Below are 12052 nucleotides of genomic sequence, written 5' to 3' on the forward strand. Positions count from 1 at the left end.
TTAAAGGAACTCGTCGGCGCCACCAGACAGCATAATTTCGCCACTGTCTGCCATCTTCCTCGCGATACCCAAAATCTCTTTCTGAGCCGCTTCAACATCAGAGACTTTGACTGGCGGCATCGCCTCAATATCGTCTCTCATCATATCGGCAGCACGTTTAGACATGTTCTTGAAGATCTTCTCACGTAGACCTTCATCTGCACCTTTAAGTGCTTTCTGTAGAATATCTTGTGGAACATCACGTAGTAGTCGTTGAACACCTTGGTCATCAACTTCAATAAGGTTTTCAAAGACAAACATCAGATCTTGAATCTGTGTTGCCATGTCTTCGTCTTGGTCACGGATTTGATCCATCAAGACGCCTTCCACGTTGTTATCCATGTAGTTCATGATCTCAGCCGCGGCTTTCAGGCCACCAATTTTGGCAGCTTGAGCACCCGCTTGACCCGCGAACTGTTTCTCCATGATTTCATTCAGTTCAGCAAGCGCCGAAGGTTGAACTTCTTCAAGGTTGGCAATACGCATCATCAGATCCAGACGAACTCGCTCTGGGAACTGAGACAGGATCTCAGCCGATTGATCGGCATCGAGGTACGACAACACAATAGTTTGAATTTGAGGGTGCTCGTTGATGATAATGCTCGCCACCTGACGAGGATCCATCCACTTAAGCGAATCCAAACCTTTCGAACCTGTGCCGAGAAGGATTTGGTCAACAAGGTTATTCGCCTTGTCTTCACCCAGAGCAGCAACTAACGCATTACGCATGAAGTCTTCGCTGCCCATACCAATGTTGGTGTACTTCTGAATATCATCTAAGAAAGCACGGTGCACAGCGCCTACTTTCTCTTGGGATAGGTCTGTAGCTCGCGCCATCGCACTACCCACACGCTGAACCTGCTTTGGCTCTAGGTGACGAATAATACCAGCAGCATCTTCTTCATTTAAACTGAGCAACAAGATCGCAGCGCGCTCATCGCCTGAGATAGAGCCGATATCCACGCTAGAGACATCAAGCACTTCACCGCCTTCAGTTTGTTGTGGAACTATTTCGTTAGCCATCTACCATCCAATTCTTAACTACTTGAGCTGCTAGCTCTGGTTCATTCGCTACAAGTGCACGTACTGCTTTCAGCACGTCCTCGTCTTTATGAAGGTTTGGTAAGTCGATACTTGAACCAAATTCAAACAGCTCACCACCTTCAATATCACCACCAATTAAGCTGGTTTCGCCGTCGGCACCAATTGGCATGCCATCAGGTCCGTACATCTGTTCATCGTTGTCTGCTGCTGGGTTAAGCAGTTTCTTCATTGCAGGGCGAACAAGTACCAACACCACCACAATGATAACCAAGGCACTTGCAAACCAACGAACCCAATCATTGAAGTTTGGATGCTCCCAGATTGGCACATCAGCAACAACATCTGTTACTTGAGGTGCAAACTGCATGCTTAATACGTTGAGCAAATCACCACGAGTTTCATCAAAGCCCACCGTACCAATCAGTACTTGGCGAATCGCATTGATTTCGCTCGCCGGGATTGGCGTATGAACCACTTCACCCGTATCTGGGTTCAAGGATTGGCGGTCTTTGATCGCAACAGAAACCGTCTGACGATTAACCGTGCCGCTCTGTTTACGTTCATGACTGATGGTGGTGTCTAGCTCAAAGTTTCGAGTCGCTTCTTTGTGAACAGAGCCTTGACCTGTCATCGCGCCGTCTTTCATCTGAGCCACATCTTGTGGAATTGAGGCATCCGCTGGAGGCTGGTTACTCAACGCACCCGGAATACCCGCCACCGTATTTCCATTGTTGTAATCTTCTAAGGTGTATTCACTTCGAGTCGCCGGTGTATTCGGATCAAAACGTTTTCTGGTTTGCTCCACAGCACTGAAATCGAGCTGGATATCAACCTGAGCGGTGTAGTTACCAAACCCAAGAATAGGAATCAGGATGGAGTCAATTTTTTCACGCAGCGCTTGTTCTTGATTGCGCTCTAACTCGTGTTCTTTACGACGCGCCGCTGACATAGGGTCTTGAGAGCCTGAGCTCAACAATCGGCCATGCTGATCGGTCACCGTAATACGTGAGGTTTTCATTCCCGGAACGGCACTTGCCACCATATCCACAACAGAATCAACTTCTTGCTGCTTGAGGTTAGTACCTGTTTTTAGAGTTAGGAATACAGAAGCAGAGGCTTCTTGATTATGACGTACAAAAACACTCTGCTTCGGCAGGGCCAATAAAACCTGAGCTTTACGCACCTGTTTCATCTGCTCAATGGCTTTGGCAAGTTGTCTTTCGCGGCTTAATTTAAGGCGTTCTTGTTCTAAACGTTGTGATACACCAAAACCCATGTCTTGCATGAGGATGTCATCACCCGCGTTTCGCTCTTTATTCAAACCCGCTCGTACCATATTAAGCTTTAATGAGTTGTACTCACTCGCCGGTACTGAGATGGTATTGCCTTCAAGCGTGTACTGGATCTTTTGCAGATCCAAGTAATCAAGAACGGGGATCAATTCTTCTGTTTCGTAAGCCCCTAATGGACGCATTTCTGGCTCTTTTACCCAGAAAAACAGCATCACAATCAGCGCTACACAGATAGAGATAGAAAGGACTAAGACGACCTGACGAAGTAAATCGAGATCACCGACAGCCATATCGAACTTCGATGAACTGCGTTCACCTAGATCGGGATTTTGCCCTTCTCCTTCTAGCTCAGAGCCTGCAATCAGTGCGTGGTCGTTGCTATCGCTTACGGTTAAATCTGTTGTTTGACTATTATCTGCCACTATTTAACTACCCAACTTATACCGGCATATTCATCAGCTCTTTGTACGATTCGACCAATTTATTTCTAATTTGGATCGTCGCCTCAAAAGCCACACTAGATTTATTACGAGCAATCATCACGTCCGATAGGGATACGCTTTGGTCGCCACTATCAAAACGAGCTTGAAGATCACCTGAAGTCTTTTGTAATGAGTTCACATTATTGATGGCATTAGTCAGCATGTTGCCAAAATCTGCACCGACCGCTTGCCCCGTTGCTGCGGGACGCGCGCTGGCAGCTTCGACCATCATCGCCTGCATTTCGCCTTGTAAACCATCTATTCTCATCTACTACCTCAGGAGTCAAAATTATGACTGTCTATTTAGCTATATTATTGACAGAGCAATTAGCGTGCCACACATTAAATTGACTAGATATCGTATTACACTAGTCAGAAAGCTGACACTACTAATCTATCCTCAGTTTGGGATATCTATTCCAGCATCGCGCATTTTAGCCAACTTGTAACGCAGTGTACGAGGGCTAATACCCAGTTTTTCAGCCATATCTTTGCGTCGACCATTACATGCAATCAGGGTTTCAAGAATGATCGCATACTCTTGATCTCTAAGCTCATTACCTAACCCTTCGCTGCTAGCCGCGATTTTATTGATTGGGTTTGCTTCGGCAATCGGCTTGATTTCTGGCGCAGCTACGTCAGTGCCTTCAACGATTTGTTGTAGGCTGCTTGCGTCTTGCCAATCGACACCTTCAAGAAGAATGTGCTCACCAGAGATGTTCTCTTGTTCGCTCAATATTAACGCACGCTGTACCACATTGTCTAATTCGCGAACATTGCCCGGCCACGGATAATTGACGAGTTTACTGATCGCTTGCGCTGACATAACCGGTACAGGCATACCAAGTTTGGTGCAATGACGCTCAACTAAGTGCTTAGCTAAAGGCTCAATATCACCTTTTCGCTCACACAGTGGTGGCCAAGAAATTGGGAATACATTCAAACGATAGTATAAATCCTCACGGAAATTCCCTTCAGAAACATACTGTTTAAGGTCTCGGTTACTGGTCGCTAATACACGAACATCCAATTTGATGCTCTTACGACTACCTAATCGCTCAACTTCGCGCTCTTGCAAAACACGCAGTAGTTTGGCTTGTAGGCTAAGATCCATTTCACTGATCTCATCCAACAGAATTGTACCGCCCTGCGCTTGCTCGAATTTCCCCGGGCAAGCTTGAATAGCGCCAGTAAATGCGCCTTTTTCATAACCAAACAGGGTCGCTTCTAACATGTTGTCTGGGATCGCCGCGCAGTTAATCGCGACAAACGGGCCATCTTTTCGGCTAGAAGCATTGTGAATGTAGCGAGACATCACCTCTTTACCAGAACCACTCGGGCCCAACACCATGACGTTGGCATCGGTTTTCGCAACTTTATCAGCCAGCATCATTAGCTTGATACTTTTTTCATCAGCAACGATAGCGTCGCCGTTGTCATCCGACTTTACAGGCGCATAACGGCTGACCATGTTGAGCAGCACTTCTGGCGCAAATGGCTTTGCCATATAGTCGATAGCGCCCTCTTTCATTGCAGCAACGGCATCTTCGATGTTGGCGTACGCTGTCATTAGCAATACCGGCAAATTTGGCCAATGCTGCTTAATGTTTCTCAATAGTGCCAAGCCACCCATGCCCGCCATCTGCACGTCAGATACGACAATATCAACGGAGTTCGATTTTAATTTGACCAGAGCATCTTCCGCACAATCCGCTTCCAGCCATTCATAGCCAGCAAGCGCGAGTGTGTCGACAAGGGCTTCGCGTAGACCTTCATCATCTTCGACGATTAACACTTTGCTTTGAGCCATAGGATTCTCCAGTGTAAATTCAGTTAAAACTTATTAGTCTTCAGAAGAAGCACTTCTTTCAAGCGGTAGACACATGGTAAAGCATGCGCCGTCGCCTTCTTCTGATATCAATTCCAGTCGGCCTTCATGTGCTCGACATACCATTTGTACAACCGCTAAGCCTAGACCTGTACCTTGTGAACGAGTGGTAAAGAAGGGTTCCATTATTTTACCTTGAAGCTCTTTCGGTACGCCGGGGCCACTGTCTTGCACTGATATCTTAAGCTCGCCATTTACGGGCCTAAAAAACACATCGATCTGCGATTCCTTACCCGCAATTTGAACCGCGTTCAACACTAGGTTGCTTAACGCTGAGGCGATAGCATTGGCGTTGCCGAACATTTGAGTCTGTTCGCCCTCAACTTCTTGGCAATAATCAATCTGGTTAGTTTTCAATGCCGCTTCCACCATAGGGTGAAATTCAGTGATCAATTCAGCCACAGTAAATGGCTTAACGACTTTGTTGTCACCACCTTTGGCAAACAACAGCATGTCGTTCACTTGCTTCTCTAAGTCATGCAATCTATCCATAAGCTTAGATTGAAAACGCGTTTTTGTTGCCGGCGGCAGATTTGGCGCGGCAAGGTTTGATGCATACAGCATCGCACTTGAAAGCGGCGTTCGCACTTGATGGGCAAGCGAGGCCACCATTCTACCTAATGAAGACAAACGCTGAAGATCACTCACGCGAGACTGCAATAGTCGGGTCTCGGTCAGATCGGTAATCAAAATCAGCTGACCCGTGGTAGAGGCTGAAATCGCCAAACGCACTTTTCGCCCGTTCTTCAATGAGATCTCATGACCGTCATCGTCTTTTGGGTCAAAGGCACTTTGAATCACTGAAAACCACTTCTCGCCAACCAACTCAACACCAAGAATACGATGCGCTTCAGGGTTCGCTTCTCTCACTTCGCCGTGTGTATCTAACAAGATAACCCCAGCTGGCATCACGTCGAGTACTTGCTTATAGCGCTCAACCTGCTGTTCAACAGAATCTAGGTGTGATTGATTTTCTGGTTCGTTAGATACGCGCATGTCAAAAATTTGCCTCAAATACTAAAACAGCCTGAGACGTACAACACGAGTCAGGCTATTTGCTATATTTATCACATAGTTAAGCAAGCAACAACTCGACTATGGTTTATCTGTTCACTTAGCTAGAGTTACCAAATAGCTAAAAAGTGTGTGCTAGTTTTTCGTTTTCATCGAAAACTGGACACTATCGCTGCAAGTTATATTTACGCATTTTTTCAACCAGAGTGGTTCTACGCATTCCAAGCATGTCAGCAGCACGAGCAACAATGCCGCCCTGCGCTTCCAACGCTTGATTGATCATATTCACTTCCATATCCGCGAGTAGCTCTTTCAAGTTAACCCCTTCTGGCGGTAACTCTTGAGGCGCATTAGCATTGTCGGCAATATCATCTTGCTGATCAAAACTGAAATCTTCTGAGAATAAGTCAGCAAGTGCATCACGCTCTTGCTCCTCTTCAGATCCAAAGCTATTAAACTCTGGCTGGAACTCAGGGATATCGCTGTATCGATATTTAGTTGGCAGGTGATTCACATCAACCAAGCTGTTTGGATACAAGATAACCATTCGTTCAACCAGGTTCGCTAGTTCACGAACGTTACCTGGCCAGTAATGCTCCATCAAAGAGTTGATAGCACGAGCCGTGAAACAGATAGGCATGCTGCCTTCCGCTTCCATTCGAGTCATCAGCTCTTGAAGCAACAGTGGAATATCTTCTTTACGATCTTGAAGCGCCGGCATTTCAATCGGGAATACATTTAAGCGGTAGTAAAGATCTTCACGGAACGAATCATCGTCGATCATATCTTCAAGGTTGCGGTGGGTTGCCGCAATCACTCTAACATCAGCTTGTATGGTGCTATTGCCACCTACACGCTCAAAGCATCGCTCTTGCAGTACTCGTAGCAGCTTAACTTGCATCGCCATCGGCATATCGCCAATTTCATCAAGAAACAGTGTGCCACCTTCAGCCAATTCAAAACGGCCTTTACGTGCGGTAATCGCCCCAGTAAATGCGCCCTTCTCATGACCAAACAGTTCACTTTCAAGCAAATCAGGTGGAATCGCGCCACAGTTTACAGGAACAAAAGGCCCTGAACGACGTTTAGAGTGATAGTGAATGTTACGCGCTACGACTTCTTTGCCTGTACCAGATTCACCAAGAATCAGCACGTTCGCTTCCGTAGAAGAGACTTGTTCAATTAAGTGACGTACTTCTTGAATGCCAGCACTTTGTCCTACTAGGCTGCGAAACAGGGTGTTCTTGCGTGCCGAAGACACAACTTGAACACCTTTGCGGCCTAAGAAGTCTTTACAGTGTCTTAATGCATCACTTAATTGCGGGTAGTTAAGAGGAAGTTCAAGCTCACCAACATAGTTAGTCAACTCGTCAACCGGGTGATTGTTTTTGCCAATCACCAGTAAAGGGATGTGATTGGCGTGAACAAGCTTCTCATTCAGTAATGCGTTGAAGCCTTTACCTTTAATGGTACCAATAATGCAGCCGGCCCACTGTAGTGACCAGTCAACTTTACGTGCTTGTTCAGAGCTGATTACTTCGCAGCTCTCTCCTACAAACTCTAATATTGTGCTTAAATTGTGACGTTCTTGAGCGTTATCGTCGACGACAAGCAGTTTTGCCAAACCTTGCATAAGTAGGAATTATTGCCTTTATTTTGGTGCGATGCGGAAAAACGGTGAGCAACGTAGTCTATAAAACAGTGAGATGTATCAATGATTATGGTCTACGTGGACAAATTTAGGAAATCAGCAACGAAAAAAGCCATTAGGCTATCTAATGGCTTCTATTTTATTTGATTAAAAAAATAAGGCAACCAACCAATTAAGGGATATGAGATTGGTTAAAACTGCAATTTTTCTTTAAATACCTACGTCAGCGGACGTCAAGTTGTGATATTCGTTCGGAATTTGGTCCCAAGCGCTCTTAATTTCGCGAATAATATCGATAACATCATCAATAGGCTGTGGGTCATTTTTGTGATTTGCCGCAGAAATTTGCGTGATCATGAACTCATAAAGTTGATCTAGGTTTTTCGCAATATCGCCACCATCGTCCATAGATAAGCAACTACGTAGGCTAATAATGATATCTAGAGCCTTACCAAGTCGCTCACCTTTCACTGGGATGTTGCCTGCTTGCATTGCCGCTTTGCCTTGAATCAAACGCTCGATAGCACCGGCCATTAGCATTTGTACAATCTTATGCGGTGAGGCAGCCGTTAGCTGACTATCCACTGATACCTTTTTATATGCCTGTAAAGAACCGCGCATAGTAAACCTCTTCTATAAAAACTTTTTGTATTGTTGAACTGATTTAGCGCCGTGACGGTATTTATGTAGGGTCTTACCTACTCGACTCGTCTCAGACTGCATCAATTCGACTAATTTTCTGGTTCTGGTAATGGCTTCAAACCATTCAGAACTTTGCTTAACGTCGGGATGTGAGTCGATTATTTGAAGCACGTTTTGCAATAACTGTTCTCTGTTATCGACAAGCTGCGTTATTTCTTCAGCATTAATTTCACTAAATTCCAGTTTAGAGATAATTAGTTGATCGAGTTCACAAAGCTCTTGTAGCTGGCTATTCATCTATTAGCCCAACGCATTCATCATACTGCCCAGCTGAGATTGCATCTTACTGGTCGCATCTTGCATGGCTGTGAACTTAGAGTGGGTACGGCTCTCTAGGCTGTCCATGCGGCGGTCGAGCGCGCTTTGGTCATCAACCAAACGGTAGTTTTGCTCGACCAAGCTCTTTTCTCTAGTACGGATTGAACCCGTGATACCTGTGATACCTTGAATCGCATCTTCCACTTTTTTGGCGAAACCGTTGTTGCCACCAAAGAACTCACCCAACTTATCAAAGTTATTGTTGAGTTGACGGTCAAGCATATCGTAGTTGATTTCTAGCGAGCCTTGTCTTGTGGTGGTGATACCGAATTCAGTCAAAGACTTTAGATTGTCTGGCGCACCTTCGATACTTGATGAGAACACACCTTTTAATCGTGAGTCGGCGTTACGCACGGTACTGTCACCAGACAGCGGGCCTTTTTGGCCAGTCGTTGGGTCAACACCCGCCAAGTTTTTAGACACTTGGTAAAACTGATTATAAGAATTAACAAAAGCTTCAATGTCTTGGCGAACACTATTACGGTCGTACTCCACACCAATTTCTGCCGGCGGCTTATCTTTTGGCGTTTTTCCTTTCACCGTAATATCAATACCTTCAATGGCATCTTCAATCACATTGTTATTACTAGAGAGTTGAGCAACACCATCTAGGACAACCATAGAATCTTGGCCAGCCTGAACTTCAGTCATTCCACTATAGGTATCAAAAGATTGCTGTGCTTGTTCAAGATCTGCTTGCGCTTTATCGACCTTCTCTAAGAGCTCGCGCTCTTCGGGTTCTAATTTGGCACGCTCAATTTTCTTGGCTTGCTCTGCGGTGAGTTCGCCTTTTTGAACTTTCTCAGCCAACTCCGCTTTTTCTTGTGAAATCTTCTCTTCGATACGCGCTTGTTCCGCCTCAAGCTTTTGTTGGGCTTCTTTCGGTGTCACGTATGAATCGATCAGAGTACCTGAGGCAGCATTTGACCACCCCGGCACATCGGGTGCCTTCTCTATCGCTTTTTCATCAAGCTCAAGTTCTGGTGTGTAGTAAGAATCTAAAAGCGTACCTGACGCGGTTTCAGTCCAGCCAGGGATATTATCTTCAGGCATCACAGACTTTGCCGCTTGAGCTGCGTCTAGGGCGGCTTGGCCGTCGGCGGCTGCTTGCTCACCGTAGCTGAGACTTTTAGAGTCTCCGTCAACATCTGAAGTAGAATCGGTTTGGGCTGCTGGGATGATATTGCCATCTTTATCGAGTGTTTCATTCGCATTTGGGTCATCGCTAGCGATCACTTCATCGATGAGTTCAACGGCTTTTCCTGCAGGGGTTAGAGCTAGAATATCTTGAGCAGCAACGCGCGCTTTCTCTAGCGCTTTAACACGTTCTTCAAGCGTTTTGTATTCGAGTTTTTTTAAGGGATTGGCAGCATCTGACTCAACATTAATGCTGATCTGCTGATCTGAACCAGACTGGTTCGAGGCAATAATAAGTCTTGGACCTTCGACATCGTTGATAATAGATGCACGAACGCCTGGGTTGCTATCTGCACCGTTGATACCACGAACAACTTCGATAAGTCTCGATCTGTCGCCAACTTGCACGTCAAAGCTGTCATCACCAAGCGAAACCTGCAGCTTACCTGGGCCAAATTTCATGTCCTCTGACAGTACATCAGAAGCCACTTTATGGCTTTGGGCAAGCTGCAACACATCGATGGCATATTTGCCAGCGATCGCTTCGGTAGTCGCGGTTGCAGAGACAAGCGCTTCATCGGTACTTTCCACTGTTCGCACAGCAAAAGCTTTTTCCTGACGAAAGTTTGTCATCAGGTTTTTCATCGAATCAAGGGATTCTCTGAGTCTTCCATAGGCACTAATGCTGGTATCGATTCGCGTTCGTTCATTGTCGATTCGTTGCTGTTTAGGTACACGCTCCGAATCAACAATTTTGCTGACCATGGAATTGATATCCATGCCAGACGAAATCCCCATTGGGCCAAAACTCATTAAATCACCTCAATAATACGACTTAAACCTTCACCTCAAATATTCGACTATTCGAGTTTTGGGCTGCTAGGCGTCTTAGAATTTCAAGCATTTCTTCATCAGGGATCTGGCGAATAATATCACCGGTTGTGGTCTCATAAATGGTAACCACATCTCTCCCAGATTCTTCATCGACCTTAAAAGCCACACCTTTATTGAGAGAGGAGATAAACTCGTTTACCTTCTCCACCATTTTGACTCGCTCTTCATCATTTAACTCTTGTCTATGTTGAGCTAATTGAATCGCCGCTTCGGTAGCTTGCTCTTTCGATTTCTCTACCTTGTCATAAGATGTTGCTTCTTTTAGTCGCGAAAGACTCGACGCACTACTACCTTCATCGCTTGCAATTTTAATGCCATTAGGTGAGCCATAAGGCTGGATGTTCGATGCGTTGGATGATATTTCCATAACACTCTCCCTCCCTCCTTTATGAGCCATACAGTAAAACTCTACCCAGAGTAGAGTTTACCGCTACTTACCGAGGTAAGTTTAGCCCAATAAGCTTAGAGCTGCTGATGGTGATTGTTTCGCTTGAGCTAGGATAGAAGTACTCGCCTGTTGTAGGATTTGAGACTTCGTCATTGCCGTTGTTTCTTTCGCGTAATCGGTATCTTTGATACGGCTCTTAGACGCATTAACGTTTTCGTTGATGTTGTCTAAGTTGCTGATTGCATGGTCAAAACGGTTTTGGAAAGCACCTAGAGAAGCACGTTGGCTATCAACAGATTTTAGAGCACCATCAATGATAGATACTGCTTCGTTTGCACCTGCAACAGAAGTTACGTCGATATCGTTAACGGTAACGTCTTTACCAGCACCGATACCTAGTTCGCCCGCAAGGCTGCCGCCAAACTCAACATCACCTTCAACTTTTTGGCTTGAAGCGAAAAGTTGCAGTTTACCGCCTTCACCCACAGACGCTTTAACGTCTTGGCTTTGACCATTGATGTAAGTTGCTAGCTCTTCGATATCGTTGCCTTCTTTAGCAGAGATAGATAGCTCTTGCGCTTCACCAAACTTATCGTTGTATTTGATTGTTAAATCAGCACCCGCACCTACACGCCAAGAAGCATCTTTGCCTTCTGTAACGCCGTAGCTCTTACCACCCATGTCTTGAGTGTCAGTACGCATGTTGCTCATAGATAGCATTACTGCTTCACCTGAGTCAGCACCGATTTGGAAAGATTGGCTGCCGTAAGTACCGTTCAGAAGCTTGTTACCACCAAAAGAGGTCGTTTCAGCGATACGGTTAAGTTCTGTGTTTAGAGCAGAGACTTCTTCTTGGATCGCAACACGTTCAGATTTGCTGTTCGAACCGTTTGAAGATTGAAGAGAAAGGTCACGCATACGTTGCAGAATGTTGGTTGACTCATTCATTGCACCTTCAGCTGTCTGTGCAATAGAGATACCGTCATTCGCGTTTTTCACAGCCATATCTAGGCCACGACTTTGCGACGTTAAGCGGTTAGAGATTTGTAGGCCTGCAGCATCATCTTTTGCGCTATTGATTTTATAGCCAGAAGACAAACGCTCCATTGATTTTTGAGTACCTTCAGCCGCGCTATTTAGGTAGCGCTGAGCCGTCATTGCAGACACATTTGTGCTTACATTAATCGCCATAGTTGATCTCCT

General features: G+C 45.5%; 11 protein-coding genes. All 11 read right to left on the minus strand.

Translation table 11 applies throughout. The features are described 5' to 3' along the window. The 11 genes from fliG to AB4558_RS15295 all read right to left on the minus strand — a co-directional run bounded on the left by fliG (nt 1) and on the right by AB4558_RS15295 (nt 12040). On the minus strand, nt 1-1062 hold the full coding sequence (fliG, locus tag AB4558_RS15245; RefSeq protein WP_017060682.1) for a flagellar motor switch protein FliG: 1062 nt from the start codon (nt 1060-1062) through the stop codon (nt 1-3). Next, nucleotides 1055-2797, minus strand: coding sequence for a flagellar basal-body MS-ring/collar protein FliF (gene fliF, locus AB4558_RS15250; protein WP_372158906.1), 1743 nt, complete (start codon nt 2795-2797; stop codon nt 1055-1057). Before fliF ends, fliG begins: the two co-directional genes overlap by 8 nt. 16 nt (nt 2798-2813) lie before the next feature. Then, nucleotides 2814-3125 carry a flagellar hook-basal body complex protein FliE gene (gene fliE, locus AB4558_RS15255; RefSeq protein WP_017060684.1) on the minus strand — a complete coding sequence of 104 codons (312 nt, stop codon included), beginning with the start codon at nt 3123-3125 and terminating at the stop codon, nt 2814-2816. Nucleotides 3126-3257: 132 nt separating this feature from the next. Further along, nucleotides 3258-4667, minus strand: coding sequence for a sigma-54 dependent transcriptional regulator (locus tag AB4558_RS15260; protein WP_017064121.1), 1410 nt, complete (start codon nt 4665-4667; stop codon nt 3258-3260). Nucleotides 4668-4700: 33 nt separating this feature from the next. Continuing rightward, a complete protein-coding gene (locus AB4558_RS15265) occupies nt 4701-5741 on the minus strand; it encodes a PAS domain-containing sensor histidine kinase (protein ID WP_017060686.1) in 1041 nt (346 codons plus the stop codon). Nucleotides 5742-5925: 184 nt separating this feature from the next. Continuing rightward, nucleotides 5926-7392, minus strand: coding sequence for a sigma-54 dependent transcriptional regulator (locus AB4558_RS15270; protein WP_050653775.1), 1467 nt, complete (start codon nt 7390-7392; stop codon nt 5926-5928). Between the two features lie 228 nt (nt 7393-7620). Beyond that, nucleotides 7621-8031, minus strand: a complete 411-nt coding sequence (fliS, locus tag AB4558_RS15275) for a flagellar export chaperone FliS (protein WP_004736194.1) — start codon at nt 8029-8031, stop codon at nt 7621-7623. Between the two features lie 12 nt (nt 8032-8043). After that, nucleotides 8044-8349, minus strand: a complete 306-nt coding sequence (locus tag AB4558_RS15280) for a flagellar protein FliT (RefSeq protein WP_017060688.1) — start codon at nt 8347-8349, stop codon at nt 8044-8046. A gap of 3 nt (nt 8350-8352) precedes the next feature. After that, nucleotides 8353-10380, minus strand: coding sequence for a flagellar filament capping protein FliD (gene fliD / locus AB4558_RS15285; protein ID WP_372073057.1), 2028 nt, complete (start codon nt 10378-10380; stop codon nt 8353-8355). Between the two features lie 22 nt (nt 10381-10402). Continuing rightward, nucleotides 10403-10828 carry a flagellar protein FlaG gene (gene flaG, locus AB4558_RS15290; protein WP_372073059.1) on the minus strand — a complete coding sequence of 142 codons (426 nt, stop codon included), beginning with the start codon at nt 10826-10828 and terminating at the stop codon, nt 10403-10405. Nucleotides 10829-10909: 81 nt separating this feature from the next. After that, complete coding sequence (locus tag AB4558_RS15295; RefSeq protein ID WP_017066381.1) at nt 10910-12040, minus strand: flagellin; 1131 nt, start codon at nt 12038-12040, stop codon at nt 10910-10912. Nucleotides 12041-12052 lie beyond the last annotated feature (12 nt).

The organism is Vibrio sp. 10N.222.51.C5 (assembly GCF_041474575.1).
GTDB lineage: Bacteria > Pseudomonadota > Gammaproteobacteria > Enterobacterales > Vibrionaceae > Vibrio > Vibrio crassostreae_C.

Excerpts from the sequence above, each read along its gene's own strand:
- fliG (WP_017060682.1), bottom strand. The coding sequence starts at position 1,062 with ATGGCTAACGAAATAGTTCCACAACAAACTGAAGGCGGTGAAGTGCTT.
- fliS (WP_004736194.1), bottom strand. The coding sequence starts at position 8,031 with ATGCGCGGTTCTTTACAGGCATATAAAAAGGTATCAGTGGATAGTCAG.
- AB4558_RS15260 (WP_017064121.1), bottom strand. The coding sequence starts at position 4,667 with ATGGCTCAAAGCAAAGTGTTAATCGTCGAAGATGATGAAGGTCTACGC.
- AB4558_RS15265 (WP_017060686.1), bottom strand. The coding sequence starts at position 5,741 with ATGCGCGTATCTAACGAACCAGAAAATCAATCACACCTAGATTCTGTT.
- fliE (WP_017060684.1), bottom strand. The coding sequence starts at position 3,125 with ATGAGAATAGATGGTTTACAAGGCGAAATGCAGGCGATGATGGTCGAA.
- fliD (WP_372073057.1), bottom strand. The coding sequence starts at position 10,380 with ATGAGTTTTGGCCCAATGGGGATTTCGTCTGGCATGGATATCAATTCC.
- AB4558_RS15295 (WP_017066381.1), bottom strand. The coding sequence starts at position 12,040 with ATGGCGATTAATGTAAGCACAAATGTGTCTGCAATGACGGCTCAGCGC.
- AB4558_RS15280 (WP_017060688.1), bottom strand. The coding sequence starts at position 8,349 with ATGAATAGCCAGCTACAAGAGCTTTGTGAACTCGATCAACTAATTATC.
- AB4558_RS15270 (WP_050653775.1), bottom strand. The coding sequence starts at position 7,392 with ATGCAAGGTTTGGCAAAACTGCTTGTCGTCGACGATAACGCTCAAGAA.
- flaG (WP_372073059.1), bottom strand. The coding sequence starts at position 10,828 with ATGGAAATATCATCCAACGCATCGAACATCCAGCCTTATGGCTCACCT.